Source organism: Micromonospora sp. HB375, from assembly GCF_017872985.1.
In the GTDB taxonomy this organism is placed as follows: domain Bacteria; phylum Actinomycetota; class Actinomycetes; order Mycobacteriales; family Micromonosporaceae; genus Micromonospora; species Micromonospora chalcea.
In genome coordinates this window covers 4122038-4146519 of the sequence record NZ_JAGGJO010000001.1, presented here as the reverse complement: position 1 = coordinate 4146519, position 24482 = coordinate 4122038, and the positions used below count along the sequence as shown (strand labels likewise).

Here is a 24482-nt window from a genome sequence, read left to right as displayed (position 1 = left end):
CACCGCACCACCACCCGGAGGAGACCATCATGATCAACCGACACCGTCGTACGGTGTTGTGGACATCGGCCGCGGCGACGGCGGCGCTCGCCGCGTCCGGCCTGGCCGTCGGCGCGACCGCCGCCCAGGCGGCCGCCGGCTGCCGCGTCGACTACGCCGTCACCGCGCAGTGGGGCGGCGGCTTCACCGCCAACGTCAACCTGACCAACCTCGGCGACCCGCTCAACGGATGGGCCGTCACCTGGACGTTCGCCGCCGGGCAGACCGTCGCCCAGGCCTGGGGCGCCGAGATCACCGCCAGCGGCGCGTCGGTGCGGGCCGCCAACGTCAGCTACAACGGCAGCCTCGGCACCAACGCGAGCACGTCGTTCGGCTTCAACGGCACCTGGAACGACAGCAGCAACCCGGTCCCGGCCGCGTTCGCCGTCAACGGCGTCGCCTGCACCGGTGGCGTCACCCCCACCACCGGCACGCCGCCGACCAGCGCCCCGCCGAGCAGCCCGCCCCCGAGCACCCCGCCGCCGACGACGCCGCCACCGACCACGCCGCCGCCGGCCGGCGGCGCGATCTACGCCGCGCCGAACGGCACCGCCGGGGCGGCCGGCACCCAGGCCAGCCCCACCACCATCGCCGCGGCGATCACCCGCGTCGGCGCCGGGGGCACGATCTACCTGCGCGGCGGCACCTACAACCTGTCCCAGACGGTCACCGTCGCCGCCGGCAACAACGGCACGTCGAGCGCCCGCAAGAACCTGTACGCCTACCCGGGCGAGACGCCGATCCTGAACTTCTCGGCGATGAGCGAGGACCCGGCCAACCGGGGGCTGGCGCTGAACGCCTCGTACTGGCACGTGCGCGGGCTCGTGGTGGAGCGCGCCGGTGACAACGGCATCTTCGTCGGCGGCAGCAACAACATCATCGAGCGGACGGTGACCCGGTTCAACCGCGACACCGGGCTGCAACTGTCCCGGATCGCCTCCAGCACGCCCCGCGACCAGTGGCCGGCCAACAACCTCATGGTGAGCGTGGAGTCGCACGACAACGCCGACTCCGACGGCGAGGACGCCGACGGCTTCGCGGCCAAGCTCACAGTCGGCGGCGGCAACGTCTTCCGGTACGCGGTGTCGCACCACAACATCGACGACGGGTGGGACCTCTACACCAAGTCCGACACCGGCGCGATCGGTCCGGTGACCATTGAAGACTCCCTCGCATACAGCAACGGCACGCTCAGCAACGGCACCCAGAACGGCAACGGCGACCGCAACGGCTTCAAGCTCGGCGGTGAGGACATCGCCGTCAACCACACCGTGCGGCGCACCATCGCGTACCGCAACGGCAAGCACGGCTTCACGTACAACCGGAATCCGGGCACGATGACGATCTCGAACAACCTGAGCATCGACAGCACCGAACGGAACTTCTCGTTCGACGCCGGCACCTCGGTCTACCGGAACAACACCTCCTGCCGCTTCGCCGGCAGCGGATCGAACGACAGGACCGTCGGGAACGTGGACGGCTCGAACCAGTTCTGGTCCGGCTCCAACGGTTCCCGCTGCGCCACGTACTCCGGTGCCCTGGCCTGGTCCTTCGCCGGCGACGGCCGCCTCACGGTGACCCTAGGCGGCCGCCAGGTCTCGCTCTGACCCAGGCACCCCACCGGGTTGATCATGAGGTTGGCGGCCGGATCGGAGATCGACAACGCCGTCAACCTCATGATCGACCGGGTCGGGGCCGGGGTGGGGGAGAGGAGATCGGGCCGAAGGACCGGCTTGACAGGATGATCGAGTCTTAGGTTAGCCTAACCTGCGTGACGAGCGAAGCAGTGCGGGCCGACGGCCTGACGGGCAGTGAGCTGCGGCTGGGCTACCACGGCAAGACGGTGGTGCACGACGCCGCCATCACGCTGCGCCCCGCGGCGGTGACCGCGCTGGTCGGCCCGAACGGCAGCGGCAAGTCGACGCTGCTGCGCGGGCTGGCCCGCCTGCACCCGCTGGAACACGGCGAGGTCGTGCTCGCCGACGGCACCCCGGCCCGGGCGCTGTCCCCCCGGGACTTCGCCCGCCGGGTCACGCTGCTGGCGCAGAGCCGCCCCACCCCGAGCGGGGTCACGGTGCGGGACGTGGTCGGCTACGGCCGGCACCCCTACCGGCAGCGGTGGCGCGCCGGCGACCCCGACGGGCCCGCCGCGATCGACCGGGCCATGACCGTGACAGGTGTCGACGGCATGGCCGGCCGGCCGGTCGACGAGCTGTCCGGCGGCGAGCTGCAACGCGTCTGGCTGGCCACCTGCCTGGCCCAGGACACCGCGATCCTGCTGCTGGACGAGCCCACCACGTTCCTGGACCTGCGCTACCAGGTGGAGATCCTCGACCTGATGCGCGACCTCGCCGACACCGCCGGCGTCGCCGTCGGCGTGGTGCTGCACGACCTCAACCAGGCCGCCGCCGTCGCCGACCAGGTCGTGCTCCTGCACGAGGGCCGGGTCCGCGGCACCGGCACGCCGCACGAGGTGTTCACCGAGGCGGCGCTCACCGAGGCGTACGGCATCCGCGTCGAGGTGATCGTCGACCCGGTCACCAACCTGCTCTCCACACGTCCCGTCGGCCGGCACACGACCCGTATCCCCGCCTGACCGATCCCTGCACACAGAAGAGAAACCGATGCTGCGTACCCGCCTGACCCTGCTCGCCGCCGCCGCGGCGAGCGCGCTGCTGATCGCCGGCTGCGGCACCACCGAGGAGCCCGCCGCCGCACCGTCCTCCTCCGACGCCGCGCCCACCGGCCCGGTCACCGTCACCGACAGCCGGGGCAAGACCATCACGCTCAAGAGCCCCGCCACCAAGGTCGTCGGCCTGGAGTGGGGCGAGGTCGAGATGCTCGTCGGCCTCGGCGTGATGCCGGTCGGCGTGGCCGACCCCAAGGGGTACGCCACCTGGGTGACCGCCGCCCCGCTCGACCCGAGCGTCAAGGACGTCGGCACCCGGGGTGAGCCGAGCGTCGACTCCATCGTCGCCCTCCAGCCGGACCTCGTGGTGATGGAGGCCGAGCGCGGCTCCGCCGTCGTCACCCAGCTGGAGAAGTACGTCCCGGTGCTGGTCACCAAGGGCAGCGACGCCTCCGACAACATCGGCCGGATGCGCTCGGACCTGAAGATGATCGCCACCGCGACCGGGCGCACCGCGCAGGCGGACAAGCTGCTCGCCGACTTCGACGCCGCGCTCGCCGACGGCAAGAAGAAGATCGCCGACGCCGGTGCGGCCGGCAAGCAGTTCGCGATCGCCGACGGCTGGAAGGAAGGCAGCACCGTCTCGATCCGGATGTTCGGCGAGGGCGCGCTCGTCTCCCAGCTCGGCATCCAGCTCGGCCTCAAGAACGCCTGGACCGGCAAGACCGACGAGATGTGGGGCCTGGGCCAGACCGACGTCGAGGGCATGACCGTCCTCAAGAGCCAGGACCTGCACTTCTTCTACAACGCCTCGGACGGCACCGACGTGTTCGCCGACGGCCTCGCCGGCAACGCGATCTGGCGTTCCCTGCCGTTCGTCCAGCAGAACAAGCTGCACAAGATGCCCAACGGCATCTGGACCTTCGGCGGCACGCTCTCCGCCAAGCAGTACATCGACGAGCTGGTCAAGGTCTACACGGCTTGAGCGCGATGACCGCCCCCGCCCCACCGGGGCCGGCCACCCGGCCGGCCCCGGCCGGGCCGCCGCCCGCCCGGCGCAGCCGGGTCGCCGGCGCGTTCGCCCTCGCCGCCGCGCTGCTCGTCGCGATCACCGCGGTGCACCTCACCCAGGGCACCTCCTCGGTCGGGGCGCTGGACCTGCTCCGGCTGCTCACCGGCGGCGACGACGAGACCGCCCGGGTGCTCGTCGCCTCCCGCCTGCCCCGGCTGCTCACCGGCCTGGCCGTCGGCGTCGCGCTCGGCTTCGCCGGCGCGGCGTTGCAGTCGACCACCCGCAACCCGCTCGCCTCGCCGGACACGCTCGCCGTCAACGCGGGCGCGCACCTGGCGATCGTCTCCACCGCCGCGTTCGGGATCGCGCTGCCCGCGCTGCCCGCGGGCGGGCTGGCGTTCTGCGGCGGACTCGCCGCCGCCTCCCTGGTCATGCTGCTCTCGGCCGGCGGCCAGGCCGCCACCACCCGGCTCATCCTCGCCGGCTCGGCCACCGCGATGGCGCTGTCCTCGCTGACCATGCTGCTCATGCTGCTGTTCGAGCAGGCCACCATCGGCCTGTTCGCCTGGGGCAACGGCTCGCTCGTGCAGGGCGACCTGGTCGCGTTCACCCAGCTCGCCCCCGTGATCGCTGTCGCCGCACTGGTGCTCGTGGCACTCGGGCACCGGCTGGACCTGCTCGCCCTCGGCGACGACACCGCCACCGTGCTCGGGCTCAACGTGCGTCGTACCCGGCTCACGGTCGTGCTGCTCGCCGTGCTGCTCTCCGCCGCGGCGGTCACCCTGGCCGGCCCGATCGGCTTCGTCGGTCTCGGCGCGCCGGTGATCGTCCGGCTGCTCGGCAAGTGGGTGCCCGAGGTGCACCGGCACCGCGTCCTGATGCCGCTGTCCGGCATCGTCGGCGTGGTCATCGTGCTCGGCTCCGACGTGCTGCTGCGCGCCGTGCTCGGCGGCCAGGCCGGTGTCGACGTGCCGACCGGCGTGGTGACCACGCTCTTCGGCGCGGTGCTGCTGGTCTGGCTGGCCCGCCGCCACCGCGACGCCGGACCGACCCGGCAGGCGCCGGGCGGCCACGCCGCCGTGCGCTCCCGCGGCTTCGTCGCCGCCGTCGTCGCGGTCTGCGCGGTCGTCGTCACCGCCGCGCTGGTGCTCGGCATGCTCGCCGGTGACACCTGGGTGCTGCTGGGCGACATCGTCAACTGGGTGCAGGGCCGCACCGGACCGGCGTACACCTTCGTGCTGGACGCCCGCTGGCCGCGCGTCGCCGCGGCGCTGCTGGCCGGCGCCGCGCTGGCCCTGGCCGGCACCACAGTGCAGGCGGTCTGCCGCAACCCGCTGGCCGAGCCGGGCATCCTCGGCATCACCGGCGGTGCCGGCATCGGCGCGGTGTCGCTGCTGACGTTCGCGCCGATGGCCGGCGTGCTCGCCCTGTCCGGCGCCGCCGGTCTCGGCGCGGTCGTCGCGTTCGCGCTGGTCTACGGCCTGGCCCGGCGGCGGGGACTCAACTCCGACCGGCTGGTGCTGATCGGGTTCGCGGTCTGGCAGGGCGGCACGGCGATCATCACGTTCATCGTGGTGTCCTCCGACCCGTGGAACACCGGCAAGGCGCTGACCTGGCTGTCCGGCTCCACCTACGGGCGCACCGCCCCGCAGGTGCTGCCGGTGGCGATCGCGCTGCTGGTCGCGCTGCCGGTGGTCGCCGCCGTGCGCCGCGAGCTGGACCTGCTCGCGCTCGACGACGACACGCCCCGGGTGCTCGGCGTCCGGCTGGAACGCGCCCGGCTGGTCGCGCTCGGCCTGGCGGCGCTGCTCACCGCCACCGCCGTGTCGGCGGTCGGCGTGATCGGCTTCGTCGGCCTGGTCGCGCCGCACGCGGCCCGGGCGCTCGTCGGCGGGCGGCACACCCGCGTCCTGCCGGTCGCGGTGCTGCTCGGCGCCACCCTGGTCAGCCTCGCCGACACGCTCGGCCGCAGCGTCATCGCCCCCGCCCAGGTCCCCGCCGGTCTGGTCACCGCCATGATCGGCACCCCGTACTTCGTCTGGCTGCTGTGGCGTTCCCGCGCCGCCGCGGCCGCCCGTTGACCCGTTCGCCGACGAACCACCCCCCGCACGTGAGAGGAATGACGCATGACCAGCACCCTGGCCGTCGCGCCCTGGCGAGTCTTCACCGTCGAGGTCCGCGCGCTACGCCGGCTCGGCCCGTCGTTCCTGCGCGTGACGCTCACCGGCCCGGACCTGGACCGGTTCGCCGACAACGGGTACGACCAGCGGATCAAGCTGGCCCTGCCGCCGGTCGACGGCGCGCCGGGGGAGCTGCCCGACGGGCCGGACTGGTTCCCGCGGTGGCGTGAGCTGCCGGACGCGCTGCGCAGCCCGATCCGCACCTACACGGTCCGCGCGGTCCGGCCGGAGGCGTACGAGGTGGACGTGGACATGGCGCTGCACGGCGACGGCGGCCCGGCCACCCGCTGGGCCCGGCGGGCCCGCCTCGGCGACCGCATCGCCGTGGTCGGCCCGGACGCCGGCTGGGACGGCCCGCACGGCGGTGTCGAGTTCCAGCCGCCCGCCGGGGCGACGCTGCTGCTGGCCGGCGACGAGACCGCCGCGCCGGCGATCTGCGCGATCCTGGAGCGGCTGCCCGCCGACGCGCGTGGGCACGCGCTGGTGGAGGTGCCGGAGACCGGCGACGAGCTGCCCTGCCGGCCCCCGGCCGGCGTCACGGTGACCTGGCTGCCCCGCGACGGCGCCCCGCACGGCAGCCGGCTCACCCCGGCCGTGACGAGCCTGGCCGGCCGGCTGGTGCCGGTACCTGTCGCGGCGGGCGCCGCACCGCTGGCCGAGGTGGACGTGGACCGGGACATCCTCTGGGAGGTGCCGGAGCGGCCCGACGGCGCGGCGCTCTACGCCTGGCTGGCCGGGGAGGCGGCGGTGATCCGCGGCCTGCGGCGGCACCTGGTCACCGAGCGGGGCATGGACCGGCGCGCGGTGGCGTTCATGGGCTACTGGCGGGCCGGTCGCGCGGAGAACTGATCGTCTCGCGGGAGCGGGCCGGCGCACGACGCGCCGGCCCGCTTCGTCATCCGCGCGGCGCGTACGGGGCGAGCGGGTTGACCAGCGTGCCGGCGAACTGCAACGCGGCCGACGGGTCGGACAGGTCCACCATCTGCTGGTTGTTGCGCAGCTGGAGCCGGTTGAGGCAGGACAGCGTGAACTCCGGCGCGAACAGGTCGTGCCGGCGCATCCGGTCGGCCAGGTGCGGCACCGTGGCGGCGTAGTCGGCGGCGCACGCGGCGACGGTGCGCCAGAACTCGGCCTGGTCGAGCACGCCCCGGGTGTGCAGGGTGGCGCTGAGGTGCCGCAGGAAGCAGTCGAAGACGTCGGTGAAGATGGACAGGATCTTCTCGTCCTCGGGTACGGCGGCCCGGATCCGCCGGACCCGCTCCGGCAGGTCCGCGTCCGGGTCCATCACCACGATCTCCTCGGCGATGTCCTTGAACACGACCCGCTCGACGACGCCGTCGCGCAGCACCAGGATGACGTTCTCGCCGTGCGGCATGAACGCCAGGTCGTGGGCGTACAGGCTGTGCAGCAGCGGCACCAGGTAGGCGTCCAGGTAGCGGCGCAGCCAGTCGGCCGGGGCCAGCCCGGACTCGTCGATCAGCGCCGCGGCCAGTGACCGGCCGTCGCGGTCCAGGTGCAGCAGCGAGGCCATGGTGGCCAGCCGCCGCCCGGGTTCCAGCCCGGGCACCGGGCTCTCCCGCCACAGCGCCGCCAGCATCTTCCGGTACGGGGAGTAGCGATCGGTGGCCGCCTCGTACTGCCGGTGCCGGTAACCGATCGCGGCGCGCTCCCGGATGATCGACAGGCCGGTGCGCTTGAGCACCGGGTCGCCCTCGATCAGCCCGGCCAGCCAGTCGTTGATCGCCGGCGTGGCCTCCATGTACGCGGCGGACAGCCCGCGCATGAAGCCCATGTTCAGCACCGACAGCGCGGTCTTCACGTAGTGCTTCGCCGGGTCGCTGACGTTGAAGAAGGTGCGGATGGACTGCTGCGCCAGGTATTCGTCCGGCCCCTCGCCGAGGCAGACCAGCCGGCGCGCGGCCACCTCACCGGCGAACGTGACGGCGAGCTTGTTCCACCACTGCCACGGGTGCACGGGGACGAACAGGTAGTCGGCCGGGTCCAGGCCCAGCCCGGTGAGCGTGCCGGTGAACCCGGCCAGCGTCGCCTCGCCCAGCTCGGCCCGCATCAGCGTGTCGTAGTCCAGGTCGTCGGCGCAGGTGAACGTGGTGTGGTCGCGGTGCGCGGCGAGCCAGAGCAGCCGTACCGGCGCGGCGGCCTCCGGGGCGTACGCGCGGTACTCGTGCACGCCGAAGCCGAGGCGGCCGTTGTTGGCCACGAAGCAGGGGTGGCCCTCGGTCATGCCGGTCTCGATCGCCTGGAACCCGGCGGCGGCCAGCTCGGCGGCGCTCACCGCGGGCTTGGCCAGCTTGTACGCGGTTCCGGCCAGCGTGGAGGTGATCTCCTCCAGGTAGACCGGCAGGATCGCGTCGGTGAGGCCGAGCGCGCCGCGCAGCTCCACGCACAGATCCACGGCGTCCGGCGGCAGGTCCGCGCCGTCGCGGCGGCGCACGATGCTGTCCGCGTCGACCTCCCAGTGGTCCAGCGCCAGCCGCCGCGCGGCGAACCGGTACTCGACGGCGGCGTCGTCGCTGCGGACCAGCCACTGCCCGGGGCCGGTGGGCTCGGGGGTGATCAGGCGCTCGTGGGCGAACTCGGCGAGCGCCTTGCGCACCAGCAGCCGGTTGGCGGTCGCCCACGCCTCGGGGGTCAGGTGGTCCACTGCTGCGCTGGCGTTCACGCCGGTGCCCCTTCCTCGCCTGCGGGCGCGCCGGTGGCGGCCCGGAACTGGTCCCGGGTGCAGACGCTGAGCAGCGCCTCCTTCTCGGGCTTGCGGATCGGGCCGACGACGGTGAAGCCGACGGCCGCGTTGAGCGCGTGCACCGCCGTGTTGCGCACGTCGGGTTCCACCACCACGCGGCGGGTCGCCGGGTCGGCGAACAGCCAGGCCATCACCGTGGTGATGACGGCGCGGGTGAAGCCGTGCACCGGCGTGTCGGCGGGTGCGCAGAGGAAGTGCATGCCCACGTCGCCGGGCTCCGGGTCGTACAGGCCGACCAGCTCGACGTGCGCCGGGTCGTACCGTTCGGCCAGGAACGCCGGGGTGCCGCGCCACGACCCGAGGTACGCGTCGTGGTGCGGGTGGTCGGCGATGCGCCGGTACTCGGCGGCGACCGCGGCCACGTCGGCGTCCTGCATCAGCCAGAACGCGGACTTGGGATGGGTGACCCAGCGGTGCAGCAGCGCGGCGTCGGCGTCCGGGTCCAGCGGGCGCAGCGTGAACTCGCCCAGCGCGTCGTCGACGCGGGTGAACGCGCTCACGCCGGCGCTCCGAACTCCTGGAAGGCGATGCTCTTCTCCACCGGGTAGTGCTCGCGGCCGGTCATCTCCCGGATCAGCCACGAGTTGCGGTACGGGCCCATGCCCAGGTCCGGCGAGGTGATGCTGTGCGTGTGCGTGCCCCCGTTCTGCAGGAACACCCGGCGGCCGGTGTGGTCGACGCTGTAGTTGCGGGCCACGTCGAAGCGGCCGTGCGCGTCGAAGCGCAGCCGGTCGCGTACCGGCGCGAGGAACTCCGGCACCCGGTAGTGGTAGCCGGTGGCCAGCACCAGTCCTGCGGTGTCCAGCGTGAACGCGCGGTCCTGCTCGGTGTGGCGCAGCCCGAGGCGGTAGCGGCCGTCGGCGTACGCCGCCTCGACCAGTTCGGTGTTCGTCAGCAGGCGGGTGGGCGCCGGTCCGTGCAGGCTCTTGGCGTACAGCAGGTCGTAGATGTCGTTGATCAGGTCGGCGTTGATGCCCTTGAACAGCGGCTTCTGCGCGGCCTCCAGCGCGTAGCGGGTCGGCTCGGGCAGCGCGTGGAAGTAGTCCACGTAGTCCGGCGAGGTCATCTCCAGCGTGAGCTTGGTGTACTCCAGCGGGAAGAACCGGGGCGAGCGGGTCACCCAGGTGAGCTGGTAGCCGTACGTGTCGATGTCGCCGAGCAGGTCGTGGAAGATCTCGGCGGCGCTCTGGCCGCTGCCGACGATCGTGATGCTGTCCTTGGCCCGCAGCGCCTCCCGGTGTTCCAGGTAGCGCGAGTTGTGGATCATGTCACCGCCCAGCCCGGCGCAGGCCGGCGGCAGGTAAGGCGGGGTGCCGGTGCCGAGCACGAGGTGCCGGGCCCGGTGGGTGACCGGCCCGTCCGGCGTGTCGGCGCGCACCACGTACCGGTCGTCGGTCGCGTCGTACTCGACGGCGGTGACGGCGTGCCGGAAGCGCAGGTTCGGCAGCTTGGCGGCGGCCCAGCGGCAGTAGTCGTTGTACTCGGCGCGCAGCGGGAAGAAGCTCTCCCGGATGTAGAACGGGTAGAGCCGCCCGGTCTCCTTCAGGTAGCTCAGGAACGAGTACGGCGAGGTGGGGTCCGCGAGCGTGACCAGGTCGGCGATGAACGGCGTCTGGAGCCGGGTGGATTCCAGCAGCATGCCGGGATGCCAGTCGAAGCTGTCGCGGGCCTCCAGGAACAGCCCGTCGAGGTCGTCGATCGGCGCGGTGAGGCAGGCCAGGCCGAGGTTGTAGGGGCCCAGCCCGACGGCGATGAAGTCGTGGGTCGACATGGGGTTCTCGTTCTCCTCGACGGGGGGTCAGCCGACCGGGCAGGACAGCTCGGCGGCAGCGGTCCGGGCGTACCAGGCGGCGTGGTCGGCGATGAGGTCCAGCACGTGGGCGATGTCGTCCACTGTGGTCTCGGGGTTGAGCAGCGTGAGCTTCAGGTGGTGCGCGCCGTCGACCTTGGTGCCGGCGACCAGGGCGGCGCCGGAGGCGGCCAGCGCGTCGCGGGCGTGCAGGTTGGCCTCGTCGGCCAGGTCGGGTGCGAGGCCGGACGGCCGGTAGCGGAAGACCACTGTGCTCAGCTGCGACGGTGCGGCCACCTCGAAGCGCGGGTCGGCGTCGAGCCGCTGCCACGCCTGCGCCGCGAGGTCGACGACCTGGTCGAACAGCTCGCCGACCGCGTCCGGCCCCATGATCCGCAGGGTCAGCCAGAGCTTGCAGGCGTCGAACCGCCGCGTCGTCTGGATGCTCTTGTCGACCTGGTTCGGGATGCCCTGCTCGACGGCGCGGGCCGGGTTGAGGTAGTCGGCGTGCCAGGTGGCGTGGCGCAGCGCCCGGCCGTCGCGCACCAGCAGCGCGCTGGAGCTGACCGGCTGGAAGAACGACTTGTGGTAGTCGACTGTCACCGAGGTGGCCCGCTCGATGCCGTCGAGCAGGTGGCGGCGGGTGGGGGAGACGAGCAACCCGCAGCCGTACGCGGCGTCGACGTGCAGCCAGACGCCCGCATCGGCGCAGATGTCGGCGATCTCGGGCAGCGGGTCGATGCTGCCGAAGTCGGTGGTGCCGGCGGTGGCGACCACTGCCATCACCACCTGACCGTCGCGGTGGCAGCTGTCGATCGTGCGGGCCAGCTCGTCGGCGCGCATCCGGCGGGCCGCGTCGGTGGGTACGGTGAGCACCGCGTCGGCGGCGAGGCCGAGCAGCTTGGCGGCCTTCTGCACGCTGAAGTGCCCGGCCGCGGAGGTGATGACGCGCAGCCGGGACAGCACCTGCGGCCGGTCCGGCCGGGTGGCCGCGCCACCCACCGCCCGGCGGTACGCCTCCTCCCGGGCCAGCAGCATGGCCTGGAGGTTCGACTGGGTGCCGCCGCTGGTGAACACCCCGTCGGCGGTCGGACCCAGCCCGATCCGCCCGGCCGTCCACTCGATCAGACGCCGCTCCATCAGGGTGGCTCCGGTGCTCTGGTCCCAGGTGTCCAGTGAGGAGTTCACCGCGCTGAGCACCGCCTCGCCGAGCAGCGCCGGGATGACCACCGGGCAGTTGAGGTGGGCGAGGTAGCGCGGGTGGTGGAACCACACCGCGTCGCGTAGCCACACGTCGTGCAGCTCGTCCAGGGCTGCGTCGGTGTCGCCGAGCGGCCGGTCGAGGTCGATGCCGCCGATGAGCGGCGCCAGCTGGTCGGGCGTGACGCCGGTGAACGGCGTGTCCACCTCGCCGACCCGCCGGGCGACCCGGTCGACGCCGCGCGCCAGCACGTCCCGGTACCGCCCGAGCGAGCCGGCGTTGAACAGGTGGTCGCGGGCCGTGGCGGCGGCGCGGCCGGTGTCGGTGGGCGCGGCGCCGGTCGGGCTCCCGATCGAACTCATGCGACTTCCCAGCGGTCGTACGGACAGGACGTGCGGCCACAGCCGCGGCGATCAGGTTAGGTTAGGCTCGCCTAACTAGCAAGCGCGACTCGGTGCGCTTTGTCCTGGAACTACCGCCGGTTGGCGCCTGCCGCGTGTCGCGGTAAGGTCGCCCTCGGTTAGGGGAGGTTATCCTAAGTTGACTGTGGAACGGAACCGCCGCCCGGCGCGCCGAGGCGGGCCGAGACGGTGACGCACGTCGATCGCGATCAGTGGGGCGTGCCGCAACTGTGGGCCGGTGACGCCGACGCGCTGGCCCGTCTGCAGGGGCGTGTCGCCGCGACCGACCGGGCGTGGCAGATCAGCGTCGAACGATGGCGTGCCGAGGGCCGCCTCGCCGCCCACGTCGGACCGTCCGAGCTGGCGTGGGACCGGTTCGCCCGCCGCGTGCGGCTGGACGACACCGCCCGGCGCTGCTACGAACGGCTGGACCCGGACACCCGGCGGTGGGTCGAGGCGTACGTGGACGGGGTCAACGCCGGACTCGCCGAGGGCGCCGCCGCCGCGCCCGAGTTCACCGCCACCGGCGCCGCGCCCGAACCGTGGCGCCCCTGGTCACCGCTCGGCGTGTTCCTCGTTCAGCACGTGCTGTTCTCCACCTTCCCGAACAAGCTCTGGCACGCGCACGTGGCCCGCACGCTCGGCCCCGATGCGGCCGGACTGTTCGCCGTGGAGGGACCGGCGTCGTCGGGCAGCAACGCCTGGGTGCTGCCCGCCGACCCGGCCACCGGGCGCGGCCCGCTGATCGCCGGCGACCCGCACCGGCTGCTCGAACTGCCCGGCGTCTACCAGCAGGTCCGGCTGGCCTGCCCGGAGTTCGACGTGGTCGGCCTCGCCTTCCCCGGCGTGCCGGGCCTGCCGCACTTCGGCCATACCGGCCACGTGGCCTGGGCCGTCACCAACGCGATGGCCGACTACCAGGACCTCTACCGCGAGCGGCTGCGCCGCGACGGCGACCGGGTGCTGGCGCGCGACGCCGACGGCTGGACCCCGGTCGCGCGTCACGTCGAGGAGATCGAGGTCCGCGGCGGCGACCCGGAGACGGTCGAGGTGATCGAGACGCCGCGCGGGCCGGTGATCGACCACGACCGGGTCACCGGCGAGGCCATCGCGCTGCGCGCCCCGAGCCGGGTGGAGGCCCGGCTCGGCTTCGAGGCGCTGCTGCCGCTGCTGCGCGCCCGGCGCGCCGCCGACGTCGCCGACGCGCTGCGCCACTGGGTCGAGCCGGTCAACAGCGTGCTCACCGCCGACACCGAGGGCGGCGTCCGCCGTCTGGTCGCCGGCCTGGTCCCGGTACGCGACGAACGGTGCCGCCGGGAGCCGGTGCCGGCCTGGGAGCCGGCCTACCGGTGGCGGGGCGACTACGTGCCGCCGGTGGACGAGCGGGTCGACGGCGTGGCGGTGTGCGCCAACGACCGCCGCGACGACGTCGCAGCGCACGGTGTCGACTTCGCCCCGCCGCACCGGGCGCGCCGGATCCGCGCGCTGCTCGCCGAGGGCGCCGAGGCGTCCACAGTGCACACCGACGACCGGCTCCCGGCCGGCCCGCTGTACCGGCTGCTCGACCGGCTCGACCCGGGCCGGCTCGACGAACCCGCCCGCGCGCTGCTGCGGCGGCTGCGCCGATGGGACCGGGCGATGGCGGGCGGGTCGGCCGAGGCGGGCGCGTACGCGGCCTGGCGGGCGGCGCTGGCCCGGCGGCTGCGCGTACACCCGGGGTTGCGTGCGCTCGACGAGCCGTGCGGGTTCGACGAGTTGTTCGCCCCCTGGACCGACCCGGCGGCGCGGATCGGCCTGGCGCTGGATCACCTCGCGGCCGGGTTCGACCTCGCGGAACCGGCGGCCGAGGCGCTGGCCGAGGTGGCCGCCGGCCCGCCGCCCGGTGAGTGGGGCAGCCGGCACCTGCTGCACCCGGTGCACCTGGGCGTCGCCCCGGCGGTCACCGACGCGGTGACCGCGATGCGGGAGCGGGTGGCGCTGGCCGGTGACACCGACTGCGTGCTGGCCACCTCCAGCGTGCCGGGCGTCTCCGACGCCTGCTGGCGCGGCCCGGTGGCCCGCTACGTGTGGAACCTGACCGACCGCGCGGCCAGCCGCTGGATCGTCCCGTTCGGCGTGTCCGGGCGCCCCGGCGATCCGCACTTCGCCGACCAGCTGACCCACTGGGCCGCCGGGACGCTGATCCCGGTGCCCGCCGGCCCACTGACGGGAGACGAGACGACGTGATCCACCTGGAGTCGATTTCCGGCCTCGGCGCGCTGGCGCTGGAGCCGCTCCGCCCCGAGCGGGACGCCGGCCTGCTGCACGGCTGGGTGATCCGGCCCCGCAACCGGTTCTGGGGCATGGGCTCGCACACCGTCGACCAGGTACGCGACATCTACGCGTTCGTCGACGGGCTGGAGACCCACCACGCGTACCTGATCCGGCTCGACGGCGAGCCGATCGGGCTGTTCCAGACGTACCAGCCGGAGGCGGACCCGGTCGGCGAGCGTTACCCGGTGCAGCCCGGCGACGTGGGGATGCACCTGCTGCTCGACCCGCCCCGGCGGTACCCGCGCGGCGTGACCGGCGCGGTCTTCCCGGCCCTGATGCGGTTCCTGCTGCGTGACCCGGCCGCGCGTCGCGTGGTGGCCGAGCCGGACGTGCGCAACGACGCCATGCTGCGCCGCCTGCGCATCGAGGGCTTCACGTTCGGCCCCGACATCGACATGCCGGACAAGCGGGCGAGGCTGGCGTTCCTCACCCGGGAGCGGTTCGAGGCGGAGCACCCGCCCGCGTGAAGCCATGCCCGCGTCACGGCTCGGCGGCGCGCAGCCGCCCGGCCAGGTCCCGCACCGTCTCGGCGTACGCCGGGTCGTCCTCCGACGGGAGGTGACCCTTGATCGGCGGGGGGACGCTGTCCCAGGGCGGGGCGACCAGGCTCTCCGGATCCCGGAGGCGACGGTCCACAGTTGCCTCCGGGCCGGTGACGCGGGCCGGCTCGTCCGGGCGGTGCGGGGAGAAGATCCATCCGCCCAGCGCGTCGGTGTCCCGCCACAGGTTGCGCCAGCGCCAGCCGATCCGGCCGCCGATCCCGCGCAGCATCTCGCCGCCGACGTAGGCGGGGAACAGGCGGGCGTAGAGCCGGCGCAGCGGCGAGCTGTAGGTGAGCAGGGCGACCCGCGCGCTGACCTCCGCCGGTAGCTGCAGGACGGTCGCGGCGACGAGCACCGAGCCGTGGCTGTAGCCGGACAGCAGCACCCCGTTGCCGCTGTGCACCAGGTACGTGATGCGCCGGGCCAGCTCCGGCACGGCCCGCTCGGCGTAGCAGGGCGGTGCGAACGGGTGTGCCGCCCGGGGCCAGAACGTGGCCAGGTCGAAGAGCACGCCGACGTGGTGCCGGAACCCGGGACTGCGGTAGGCGAAGATCCCGGCGAGGATGAGGGCCAGCACCGCCGCCGAGATCGCCACCCCGCCCACCTCGATGCCGAACATGACCAGCTCCGCCGGGACGTGCGTGCGGTGCTCCAGCGTCTCGCCCGGATCGGGACGGACCAGCGCCATCGCGGTGGTCGCCGCGCCCAGTCCGGCCATGACGGCGAACAGCACCGCCAGCGGCACCAGCAGGTCGGTGAACCGGGCCCGCACGATCATCGTCCGGACCTGCCGCAGCCGGGGCGCCGCCTCGGCCGGCGGCGACGGGAAGTCCCGCTCGACGATCGCCCCGGCGGCCCGCATCCGGCCGCGCCGGGACACCAGCGCCACCACTGCCGCGACCACCAGGGTGACCAGCAGCGCGCGGAAGAAGCCGTAGATCGCCCAGGTGTACGCGTGCGCCGGGCCCGGTATGTCGTCCGCCGGGGACACGCCCCGGTCCAGCAGGTCGGCGGTGCGCTGGACCAGCTCGGCGGAGTACGCCACCGCGAGCCCGCCCGCCGCCGCGGCTACCACGAGCGCCCCGAGCCCGTTCGGCGGCTGGTGGCCGCGGACTCGTAGGCGGTGCCAGATCAGCACCGCGGCCAGGCCGCCGAGCAGTACCGCGTGCGTGACCAGCAGCCAGGTCAGGATCGAGCCGTAGCCGGGCAGCCCGCCGCCGGCACGCCAGCGGGCCGGGGCGAACAGCAGATACCCGGCCACCACGACGGTGAGCCCGATCGCGGTGCCGCGCAGCACCCGGGCGACCCGGTCACGTCGCGGGTCGGTGGGCGCCCGGTCGACGAGCGGCGGCACGCAGACCAGGACCAGGCAGGCGAGCAGCACCGCGCCGGTGACCGCCAGCAGCACCGCCACCGTCGGCGGGACGCCCTGCGCGGCCCGGGCGGCGAGGAGACAGCCATCGAGGGTGGCGAAGGCCGCCGCGATGTGGATCGAACGCAGCCGGCCCATCAGCGGCTCGGTGTCCCACTGGCCGATCGTGCTCAGCGGAGGCCCGGCCGTCGCCCGCTCCGGCGCCCGGAACGCGGTGAACGAGCGTCCCGGCCGCCGGGAGCCCCACCAGACCAGGCTCACCGCGGCCGCCGGGACCAGCGCCAGCACCACCAGCCGCAGCCCGACCGGCCGCCCGCCCATCCAGGACAGCCACTCCCGGTCGGCGACGCACGCCGGGACGGACAGGCACTGCCAGGCCACCAGGTCCAGCGCGACCCCGGCCCCGGCGAGCACGTACAACGCGGTCAGGCTCAACCCCAGCACCCGGCACAGCGCCCGCACCACCGCGCCGCCGACGGCGTCCCCCGGCCGCATCCACACGGCCACGTTGAGCAGCATGAAGGGCATCAGGAACAGCAGCGAGAGGGTACGCAGCGCGGTGCCGGACGGCAGGTCGTTCCACTGGTACGCCTCCAGCGTCACTCCGCTCGCGCCGCGCCCGTCGGCCAGGTCCGGACGGGGACGGTAAAAGCCGGCGCTGCGGTCGCCCGCGACCTGCCGGACCAGCGGCCGGCCCAGCACCTCGGCGGCCCCGCCCGCGGAGACCCCGTGCACCCGCAGCTCCACCACCTCGCCCGGCGGGGCCTGCGCCCGCCCTGGTCCAGCCGTCATCGACCCTCCGCGACGTCCCGGCCGCCCACGCCGCCTGGCACGGCCCGCCCTCGGGTGGCGCAGCGTCCTACCCCGCCGGGCGGCGGGCAAACGCCCGCGCACCTGCCTCGGGCGGCCGTTCGAAGCCGTACCGTCCGGGTAACCGCCGACGGTCCGCCGAGGAAGGGGTCCCGCATGACCGGCGCTTCGCGTGACGACCTTGCCGTGGCGACCCGGCTGCCGCCGATCGACGTCCGCCGGTGGGTGAACTCCGCGCCGCTGACGCCGGAGGAGCTGCGCGGGCGCGTGGTTCTGGTCGACGTCTGGGAGTACACCTGCGTGAACTGGATCCGCACCGCCCCGTACGTGCGGGCGTGGCACCGCGACTACCGGGATCTGGGGCTCACGGTGATCGGCGCGCACGCGCCGGAGTTCGCCTTCGGCCGGCTCGCGGAGAACATCGACCGGGCGGTCCGCGACCACGGTCTCACCTACCCGATCGCGATCGACGACGACTACACGTTCTGGCGCGCGCTGCGCAACGACGCCTGGCCCGCGCGGTACCTCTTCGACGCCGACGGGCGGCTGGCCGACCGCTGGGTCGGCGAGGGCGGCTACGACCGCACCGAGACGGAGATCCGGCGGCTGGTCGAGTCCGCCGCGCCCGGGACCGCGCTGCCGCCGGTCACCCCGGAGGTGACAGCGTTCGTGACGAGCCGGCAGCCCACGTACGCGGGGATCACCCCGGAGACCTATCTCGGCGCCGAGCGGGGCGTGCCCGGCACGTACGCGCTCACCGGCGACTGGCGGGTCGAGGGCGAGTACGTCGAGGTCGCGGGCGGCCACGCCGAACTGGTCCTGCCGTTCACCGCCGGGGAGGTGAACCTGGTGGCCGACCCCGGACCGGCGGGACCGGCCGGGGTTCGCGTGCTGCTGGACGGGAAACCGGCCGCTGACGCGCGCGGCGCCGACGTGGACCCGGACAGCCGGGTCGTCGTCGACCGGGCGGCCATGATCCGGCTGGTCGACGGCGCGCCGCCGGGGGAGCACCGGCTCACCCTGCGCGCCGAGCGGCCCGGTCTCCGCGCGTACGTCTTCACGTTCGGTCCCTGACCCGACCCGAGGAGGACAACCCGTGGCCGTCAAGACCCTGACGCCGACGCGTACCGGCGCCGACATCCGCGAGTTCCGCGTCGACGTGCCGGAGGCGGACCTGCAGGACCTGCGGACCCGGCTCGCGGCCACCCGGTGGCCAGAGCGCCAGACGGTGGACGACCAGTCCCAGGGTGTGCCGCTGGAGACCAGCCAGGCGCTGGCCCGGTACTGGGCGACCGAGTACGACTGGCGCAAGGTCGAGGCGCGGCTCAACGACCTGCCGAACTTCGTCACCGAGATCGACGGCCTGGACATCCACTTCATCCACGTCCGGTCCCGGCACGACGACGCGCTGCCGCTGATCGTCACTCACGGGTGGCCGGGATCGGTGATCGAGCAGCTGAAGATCATCGGCCCGCTCACCGACCCGACCGCGCACGGCGGCCGCGCCTCGGACGCGTTCCACCTGGTGATCCCGTCGATGCCCGGCTACGGCTTCTCCGGCAAGCCGGACGGGCCCGGCTGGGACCCGCAGCACATCGCCCGCGCCTGGACCGAGCTGATGCGGCGGCTGGGTTACACCCGGTTCGTGGCCCAGGGCGGCGACTGGGGCGCGCTGATCACCGACATGCTCGGCGTGCAGGCGCCGCCGGAGCTGGCCGGCATCCACACGAACATGCCGTGCGTGGTGCCGCCGGACATCGACGCGCTGCTGCAACGCGGCATCACCGGCGTGAACAACCCCCTCGCGGAGCTGCCGGCCGGGCTCTCGGACGAGGAGCGGGCCGCCTGCGAGCGGATCGACTTCTTCTGGAAGCACTCCGCGTACGCGCTGATCATGACGACCCGCCCGGAGACGCTGACGGCGCTCGCCGACTCGCCGGCCGGGCTGGCGACGTTCATGCTCGACCACGACGCAGCCAGCCTGGATCTGATCTGCGCCGCCTTCGCCGGCCGGCCCGGCGGCCTGAGCCGCGACGACATCCTGGACAACGTCACGCTCTACTGGCTGACCAACACCGGCGTGTCCTCGGCCCGGCTGTACGCGCAGAACGCGCTGTCGTTCTTCGCCGCGAAGGGCGTCCGGGTGCCGGCCGCGGTGAGCCAGTTCCCGGACGAGATCCTGCTCGCGCCGCGCAGCTGGGCGGAGCGGGCGTACCCGAACCTGATCCACTACAACCAGCTGGACCGGGGTGGGCACTTCGCCGCCTGGGAGCAGCCGGAGTTGTTCGCGCAGGAGATGCGGGCGGCCTTCCGCTCGCTGCGCTGACTGCCGGGACGGATGCGGCCGGGTGGGATGTCCACCCGGCCGCGTCCGCGGATTCAGACCTCGGTCAGCCGGACCGCGTCGGCGATGACCAGGCCGGCGGCGGAGCTCCACCGGCTGACCGCCACCCGGTTGGCGTCCCCGGCCGGCAGCGTGAACGTGCCGAGTGAGCGCCACTGCCCGCCGGTCGCCCGCTGGTCGACGGTGACCGTCCGGTTGCCGGTGGTGGTGGCGACGATGTACGGCGTGGCCGCGTTGTAGCCCGCATTCGCCGGCCACCACGCGTCGACCCGGTAGTTGCCGGTACGGGGGACGTTGAACTTGTACCAGGCGGCGTCGCTCGCGGCGACCGGGTCCGCGTACCGGTAGTCGGCGCCGTAGCGCTGCCCGGAGTAGGTCGAGGTGCCCCAGTTGGCGCTGGCGGTGAACCGGCCCGCGGTGGCGTTGTCCACCGTCGACGTCCAGCCGGTGCCGCCGCCGGCCATCTTGGCGGCCACGTCGGCGCGCATCGTGTTCAGGTCGATGAAGGACGGGTCGATCTTGCCGGTGGTGCTGGTCTCCCGGTGCCCCCGGGCGTAGCTGGAGTCCCGGCCGAGCCGCTTGAGCACGGCGGCGGTGGCCGCGATGCTCGCGTTGTACTGGGCGGTGGTCATCCGCTGGTCGACGCCGTTGTAGTCGATCTCCCAGCCGATCATCAGGGTGTTGCCGTCGCCGGCCGGGATCGGGCCGCTGCCGCCGCTGGTGCCGGCGTGGTTGCACCGGCCGGCCGAGATCACGTGGAACACGCCGTGGTAGTCCACGAGCGCCTGGCAGAGCGGGCCGGGCAGGTCGGAGCGGCCGTTGATGCAGATGTTCAGCGCCGGGTGCGGGTTGGTGGCGCTGGACGTGGCGGCGGTGTGGTGCCAGAGCACGCCGATCGGGTCGAACGAGCCGGAGCGCATCCGGTTGAGCCAGTCGCCCTCGACCACCACCTGCACGCCGGCGGCCCGCAGCACGTCAACGAGCCAGGGAATGGTGGCCATCACTGCTCCCGGAGCAGGTCGGCGAGGCACTCGGCCTTCGGCGCGGCGTGCGCCGTACCGGGACGGACGGCCACCACGAGGGCGGCGGCCGCCAGGGCGGGTACGCCGAGCAGACCTCGGCGTCGCAGACGGGGGGATCGTGACGTGGGCATGGCGCTCCTCGGGTGACGGCGCAGTATCGATCGACGCTCGTGAGTGTGGGCACGCTATCCCGGCGTCGGGCGCTCTGTCGATACCCTTCAATGATCGTTTCCATTGTGAAAACTTTCGCCACCGCCATCTGTCGTCGTTCGTCGATGCGTGGTAGAAATCCTGCCCAAGTCTCGCCGTCGAGCGAGGAATCCTTCACAGGAGGGGCGCCGATGAGAGCGTTCGTCACGGCCCTGACACTTCTCGTTGTGGCCGCGGCCGCGGCCCCGGCCACCGCGGCCGCCCCGGCCGCGGCCGCCGCCACTGTCGCCGCGGTCGGCCCGCAGCCCGGCACCTTCACCGGCAAGGGCTTCGACACGTGCACCGCGCCGTCGCAGGCCGCGATGGACGCCTGGCTGACCGCCTCGCCGTACCGCGCGGTCGGCGTCTACATCAGCGGCGCCAGCCGCACGTGCGCCCAGCCCAACCTGACCGCGACCTGGGTCGCCGACCAGACCCGCAAGGGCTGGCGGCTGATCCCGATCGAGCTGGGCTACCAGGCGCCGTGCGGCACCCGTACGCCGAAGATGTCCGCCGACCCGGCCACCGCCCGCGGGCAGGGCCGGACCGCGGCGGACAGCGCGGCCGCCGCCGCGACGGCGCTCGGCATCGGCGCGGGCAGCACGCTCTACAACGACATCGAGCAGTACCCGTCGAACGCGAGCTGCCGTGCCGCCGTGCTCTCCTTCCTCTCCGGCTGGGTCGAGCGGCTGCACACGCGCGGCTACCTCGCCGGCATGTACTCCAGCGGCTCGTCCGGCATCACCGATGTCTGCGCCGCCTACGACGACACCCGGTACCTGCGCCTGGACCAGATCTGGATCGCCTGGTGGAACGGCGTCGCGGACACCGACGGGGGCACGTACTGCGCCGACGACCGCTACGCCGACCAGCAGCGCCTGCACCAGTACGCCGGGGACGTCACCGAGACGTGGGGCGGCGTGACCATGAAGATCGACCGCAACTACCTGGACGTACGGGCCGGCACCCCGCCCGCGACGTGGAGCGTCACGGTCGACAACGCCACGTCGGGCGGGTTCAGCGCGGGCGCGGCCTGGGGCGCCTCCGCGTACTCCGGGCAGCGCTACGGCGCCGACTACCGCTTCGCCACGCCGGTGGCGGCCAGCGACGTGGCCTGGTTCCGGGCGAGCCTGCCCGCGACCGGCGCCTACGAGGTGTCGGTGTGGTACCCGGCCGACCCCGGCTACAACGACCGCACCCCGTACCTGGTCGCCACCACGACCGGCAACCGGTCGGTGGCGGTCGACCAGCGCACCGGCGGCGGACGCTGGGTCTCGCTCGGCGTGTTCACGCTCGCCGCCGGCGCCGGGGACAAGGTCGGGGTGAGCCGCTGGAGCGCCGGGACCGGGTACGTGGTCGCCGACGCGGTCCGTATCACCCGGGTGTGAGCCCGCGGGCCGTGAGCCGGTTCCGCCTCGGCGGGGCCGGCTCACGGCGTCCGGGTCAGCTCAGGTGCGCCAGCAGGGCGGTGGCCATGCCCTGCTCACCGCGGGCGTTCGGGTGGAACGGCGCGGCCGAGTTCTGCGGCACCAGCCCCTCCACCCAGCGGGTGCCGCTGCTCTTGCACGCGTCCCGGCCGATCGACGGGGTGTAGACGTCGGCGTAGCTGGCCCCGCCCGCCGCCGCGGTGTCGGCGAGCATCGTGTTGAGCGCCTTCTGGACGCCGCGCAGGTACGGCACGTCCTGGTAGGCGATCGGCACCACCGGCCAGCAGCCGTACCCGCTGTCGGGCAGGATCGCCGGATAGCCGAGCACCACCACGCGCGCGTTCGGCGCGGCCTGGCGGACCGCCCGCAGCACGGCCGTCACCTTCGGCGCGGCGGCGGCGATCCGGGCCCGCAACTGGTCGGTGCCGCCCGCGGTGAACCGGTCCTTGCAGGGCGACCCGAGCGGGCTGCTCACGCTCGCCTCGGCGCAGTCGCCGATGATGCCGGAGAAGCCGATGTCGTTGCCGCCGATCTGGACCGTGACCAGCGCCGTGCTGGCGGTGACCGCGTTGACCTGCGGTGGCAGCGCGATGCCCAGCGCGCCGTCGCCGCCGTACAGGATGTCCTCGGTGGTGGCCCCGGAGCAGCTCACGTCGGTGAACGACGACGAACCGGCGGACGCCGCGACCAGGGACGGGTAGTTGCGGTTGGAGCGCAGGCAGTTCAGGTCGACCTGGGTGGGCACGAGCGGGGCGGAGGTGTAGGAGTCGCCGAGCGCCACGTACCGCCCGGTGGGCGCGGCGGCGACGGCGGGCGCGGTGGCCGCGAGCAGCACGCCGGCGGTGGCGGCGGCGACCGCGGCGAGTCTGGTGGCGGTCCGCATCAGCGGCAGGCGGGGACGGTTCATGGGGCCCTCCCGGAGGGGTCCTGGTGGTGGTGCTGGGATTCTGTCCACGCCTATGGCGCACGTCAATATAGACAGGGCTCACTAAAGCGTGTCCCGGGATGTGGTCCGGCACTGCCTGGTGGAGGGTCGCCGACGCGGCCTCAGGTGTTGTGTGCGTCACACTTTTCGGCGTCCCCGGAGTCGGGTGCCGGGAGCCCGTAGACGGGTCGATTCGTTGCGGCGCAACGCTCCCCGGCACTGTCACTCCTGGTGGGTGGACCGGGGCCGGATTCGCGGAGGCACGCACCGGAGCCACCCCGGCACGGCTGGTGAGCGACCGATCGAACGTCGGCGATCCCGGATTTGCGGCCGTCATTACGCTGCGAAGTGGTTGATCGCCGGAACCACGGACGACAGGTGGAAGAACCTCAGATGAGTGACAATCACCCTCCCTACGGAGGCTATCCGGACCCGAACGCCGGAGCGTGGGGCAACCAGCCCGACCCGAACGCCCCGTACGGCGCGCAGCCGGCCTCCGGCGCGCCCTACGGCTCGCCACCGGCGTCAGGTGCCCCCTACGGCTCGCCGCCGGCGTCGGGCGCGCCCTACGGCGCCCAGCCGGCCTCCGGCGCACCGTACGGCGCCCAGCCCGCTTCCGGCGCGCCCTACGGATCGCAGCCGGCCTCCGGCGCGCCGTACGGGGCGCCGCAGCCCGCGGTGTCGTACCCGGGGCAGGCCGGCTTCCCGCCGCCGGCCGCGCCCTACGCGCCCGGCACGCCCCAGGGCGGCGGCGGCAAGAGCAAGGGGCTGATCGTCGGCCTCGCCGCCGGTGCGGTGACGCTGACGCTGCTCTGCTGCGGCGGCGGGCTCGCCTACGTCGCCTTCAACGGCGACGAGGAGGACCCGAAGCCGGTCGCCTCCGGCAGCGCCACCCCCGGGCCGGACGGCAGCCCGTCCGCGACCCCCAGCGCTGACGGGCCGGAGTCGCCCGGGCCGGACGGACCCACCAACAACGACGCGATCACCGCGCGGTACGCCAGCGAGATGTCGGCGGTCTGCGACGGGGGACCGATCCTCAACGCCGCCCCGTACACCGCGCCGGCGGGCTCGAAGGCGTACGTCTTCTCCAACTCCCCGGACCGGCCGACGTTCTGGTCGCAGAAGACGATCAGCTCGGCCAAGCCGTACTACGCCAAGTCGGCGGACTTCGCCACCGTGTCCGTCATCGGCTGCCTCAAGATGGTCGAGGGCAGCGAGGGCACGCCGAAGAAGTGCCAGTACAAGAACAGCGAGGACAAGGTCGTCACCGTCGACTACATCTCCTCGCGGTACACGCTGACGTTCCACGCCGCCAAGACCGCCGAGAAGGTCGGTGACGGCGGCACGGTGAACGCTCCGGCCGCCCGCTGCCCGAGCTTCATCTCCTACAACAAGGTGACGATGAAGTCGTACGCGACGCCGGACAGCGGCACCATCGAGGCCGCGCTGGACCGCTTCCTCAAGTGAGGAGACCCGGATCGGGGTGTGCGCGTCGGCTGACCCGCACACCCCGATCCGGCTGCCGG

General features: G+C 73.6%; 19 protein-coding genes. 11 read left to right on the top strand and 8 right to left on the bottom strand.

All coding sequences use genetic code 11. The features are described 5' to 3' along the window. Positions 1 to 29: 29 nt before the first annotated feature. From J3R08_RS19030 to J3R08_RS19010, 5 genes are all read left to right on the top strand, one after another. Positions 30 to 1646, top strand: a complete 1617-nt coding sequence (locus tag J3R08_RS19030; protein WP_209962313.1) for a cellulose-binding domain-containing protein — start codon at positions 30 to 32, stop codon at positions 1644 to 1646. A 179-nt stretch (positions 1647 to 1825) separates the two neighbouring features. Next, positions 1826 to 2635 (top strand): ABC transporter ATP-binding protein, encoded by an 810-nt coding sequence (locus J3R08_RS19025; RefSeq protein ID WP_166456110.1) that lies wholly within the window; start codon positions 1826 to 1828, stop codon positions 2633 to 2635. A gap of 28 nt (positions 2636 to 2663) precedes the next feature. After that, on the top strand, positions 2664 to 3653 hold the full coding sequence (locus tag J3R08_RS19020) for an iron-siderophore ABC transporter substrate-binding protein (RefSeq protein WP_043323338.1): 990 nt from the start codon (positions 2664 to 2666) through the stop codon (positions 3651 to 3653). A gap of 5 nt (positions 3654 to 3658) precedes the next feature. Beyond that, complete coding sequence (locus tag J3R08_RS19015) at positions 3659 to 5761, top strand: iron ABC transporter permease (protein ID WP_069088447.1); 2103 nt, start codon at positions 3659 to 3661, stop codon at positions 5759 to 5761. A 45-nt stretch (positions 5762 to 5806) separates the two neighbouring features. Further along, complete coding sequence (locus J3R08_RS19010; protein ID WP_209962312.1) at positions 5807 to 6709, top strand: siderophore-interacting protein; 903 nt, start codon at positions 5807 to 5809, stop codon at positions 6707 to 6709. A 46-nt stretch (positions 6710 to 6755) separates the two neighbouring features. On the opposite strand, the gene J3R08_RS19005 is transcribed toward J3R08_RS19010, so the two are convergent. Genes J3R08_RS19005 through J3R08_RS18990 form a run of 4 tightly spaced genes read right to left on the bottom strand, consistent with a single transcriptional unit; the run spans position 6756 to position 11973 of the window. Beyond that, entirely contained in the window at positions 6756 to 8540 is a 1785-nt protein-coding gene (locus J3R08_RS19005; protein WP_064445629.1) for an IucA/IucC family siderophore biosynthesis protein, read from the bottom strand. Further along, positions 8537 to 9121, bottom strand: coding sequence for a GNAT family N-acetyltransferase (locus J3R08_RS19000; protein ID WP_113972947.1), 585 nt, complete (start codon positions 9119 to 9121; stop codon positions 8537 to 8539). The genes J3R08_RS19005 and J3R08_RS19000 overlap by 4 nt, the downstream gene beginning before the upstream one ends. Beyond that, positions 9118 to 10392, bottom strand: coding sequence for a lysine N(6)-hydroxylase/L-ornithine N(5)-oxygenase family protein (locus tag J3R08_RS18995; protein WP_043323345.1), 1275 nt, complete (start codon positions 10390 to 10392; stop codon positions 9118 to 9120). The genes J3R08_RS19000 and J3R08_RS18995 overlap by 4 nt, the downstream gene beginning before the upstream one ends. A 27-nt stretch (positions 10393 to 10419) precedes the next feature. Beyond that, positions 10420 to 11973, bottom strand: coding sequence for an aspartate aminotransferase family protein (locus tag J3R08_RS18990; RefSeq protein WP_245254772.1), 1554 nt, complete (start codon positions 11971 to 11973; stop codon positions 10420 to 10422). A 228-nt stretch (positions 11974 to 12201) separates the two neighbouring features. Between J3R08_RS18990 and J3R08_RS18985 the strand changes: the two genes are divergently transcribed. Beyond that, the gene (locus J3R08_RS18985) at positions 12202 to 14238 is read left to right on the top strand and encodes a penicillin acylase family protein (protein WP_209962311.1); all 2037 of its coding nucleotides are present in this window, start codon (positions 12202 to 12204) and stop codon (positions 14236 to 14238) included. After that, complete coding sequence (locus J3R08_RS18980) at positions 14235 to 14792, top strand: GNAT family N-acetyltransferase (protein ID WP_064445634.1); 558 nt, start codon at positions 14235 to 14237, stop codon at positions 14790 to 14792. Before J3R08_RS18985 ends, J3R08_RS18980 begins: the two co-directional genes overlap by 4 nt. 13 nt (positions 14793 to 14805) lie before the next feature. Here the strand turns inward: J3R08_RS18980 and J3R08_RS18975 are convergent, their stop codons facing one another. Then, a complete protein-coding gene (locus J3R08_RS18975) occupies positions 14806 to 17031 on the bottom strand; it encodes a hypothetical protein (RefSeq protein WP_043323352.1) in 2226 nt (741 codons plus the stop codon). A gap of 174 nt (positions 17032 to 17205) precedes the next feature. On the opposite strand from J3R08_RS18975, the gene J3R08_RS18970 reads away from it, so the two are divergent. Further along, the gene (locus J3R08_RS18970; RefSeq protein WP_113972942.1) at positions 17206 to 18123 is read left to right on the top strand and encodes a redoxin; all 918 of its coding nucleotides are present in this window, start codon (positions 17206 to 17208) and stop codon (positions 18121 to 18123) included. A gap of 22 nt (positions 18124 to 18145) precedes the next feature. After that, positions 18146 to 19375 carry an epoxide hydrolase family protein gene (locus J3R08_RS18965; protein WP_051610913.1) on the top strand — a complete coding sequence of 410 codons (1230 nt, stop codon included), beginning with the start codon at positions 18146 to 18148 and terminating at the stop codon, positions 19373 to 19375. 53 nt (positions 19376 to 19428) lie between these two features. Here the strand turns inward: J3R08_RS18965 and J3R08_RS18960 are convergent, their stop codons facing one another. Both J3R08_RS18960 and J3R08_RS18955 read right to left on the bottom strand, forming a co-directional pair. Beyond that, positions 19429 to 20394: an N-acetylmuramoyl-L-alanine amidase gene (locus J3R08_RS18960; RefSeq protein ID WP_030499177.1), complete on the bottom strand. Its 966-nt coding sequence runs from the start codon at positions 20392 to 20394 to the stop codon at positions 19429 to 19431. Next, on the bottom strand, positions 20394 to 20546 hold the full coding sequence (locus J3R08_RS18955) for a hypothetical protein (RefSeq protein WP_166456009.1): 153 nt from the start codon (positions 20544 to 20546) through the stop codon (positions 20394 to 20396). The genes J3R08_RS18960 and J3R08_RS18955 overlap by 1 nt, the downstream gene beginning before the upstream one ends. Before the next feature lie 210 nt (positions 20547 to 20756). On the opposite strand from J3R08_RS18955, the gene J3R08_RS18950 reads away from it, so the two are divergent. Continuing rightward, entirely contained in the window at positions 20757 to 21992 is a 1236-nt protein-coding gene (locus J3R08_RS18950; protein ID WP_209962309.1) for a glycoside hydrolase domain-containing protein, read from the top strand. Between the two features lie 55 nt (positions 21993 to 22047). Here J3R08_RS18950 and J3R08_RS18945 read toward each other — a convergent pair whose 3' ends face one another. Further along, entirely contained in the window at positions 22048 to 22938 is an 891-nt protein-coding gene (locus tag J3R08_RS18945) for an SGNH/GDSL hydrolase family protein (RefSeq protein WP_043323357.1), read from the bottom strand. Between the two features lie 411 nt (positions 22939 to 23349). Between J3R08_RS18945 and J3R08_RS18940 the strand changes: the two genes are divergently transcribed. Beyond that, positions 23350 to 24423: a hypothetical protein gene (locus J3R08_RS18940; RefSeq protein WP_064445638.1), complete on the top strand. Its 1074-nt coding sequence runs from the start codon at positions 23350 to 23352 to the stop codon at positions 24421 to 24423. Positions 24424 to 24482 lie beyond the last annotated feature (59 nt).

Bases quoted from the DNA above. Each gene is read 5' to 3' on its own strand.
- J3R08_RS18990 (WP_245254772.1), bottom strand. From the start codon at position 11,973: ATGAGTTCGATCGGGAGCCCGACCGGCGCCGCGCCCACCGACACCGGC.
- J3R08_RS19020 (WP_043323338.1), top strand. From the start codon at position 2,664: ATGCTGCGTACCCGCCTGACCCTGCTCGCCGCCGCCGCGGCGAGCGCG.
- J3R08_RS19010 (WP_209962312.1), top strand. From the start codon at position 5,807: ATGACCAGCACCCTGGCCGTCGCGCCCTGGCGAGTCTTCACCGTCGAG.
- J3R08_RS18945 (WP_043323357.1), bottom strand. From the start codon at position 22,938: ATGAACCGTCCCCGCCTGCCGCTGATGCGGACCGCCACCAGACTCGCC.
- J3R08_RS18970 (WP_113972942.1), top strand. From the start codon at position 17,206: ATGACCGGCGCTTCGCGTGACGACCTTGCCGTGGCGACCCGGCTGCCG.
- J3R08_RS19015 (WP_069088447.1), top strand. From the start codon at position 3,659: ATGACCGCCCCCGCCCCACCGGGGCCGGCCACCCGGCCGGCCCCGGCC.
- J3R08_RS18950 (WP_209962309.1), top strand. From the start codon at position 20,757: ATGAGAGCGTTCGTCACGGCCCTGACACTTCTCGTTGTGGCCGCGGCC.
- J3R08_RS18995 (WP_043323345.1), bottom strand. From the start codon at position 10,392: ATGTCGACCCACGACTTCATCGCCGTCGGGCTGGGCCCCTACAACCTC.
- J3R08_RS19030 (WP_209962313.1), top strand. From the start codon at position 30: ATGATCAACCGACACCGTCGTACGGTGTTGTGGACATCGGCCGCGGCG.
- J3R08_RS18960 (WP_030499177.1), bottom strand. From the start codon at position 20,394: ATGGCCACCATTCCCTGGCTCGTTGACGTGCTGCGGGCCGCCGGCGTG.
- J3R08_RS18975 (WP_043323352.1), bottom strand. From the start codon at position 17,031: ATGACGGCTGGACCAGGGCGGGCGCAGGCCCCGCCGGGCGAGGTGGTG.
- J3R08_RS18955 (WP_166456009.1), bottom strand. From the start codon at position 20,546: ATGCCCACGTCACGATCCCCCCGTCTGCGACGCCGAGGTCTGCTCGGC.
- J3R08_RS18940 (WP_064445638.1), top strand. From the start codon at position 23,350: ATGAGTGACAATCACCCTCCCTACGGAGGCTATCCGGACCCGAACGCC.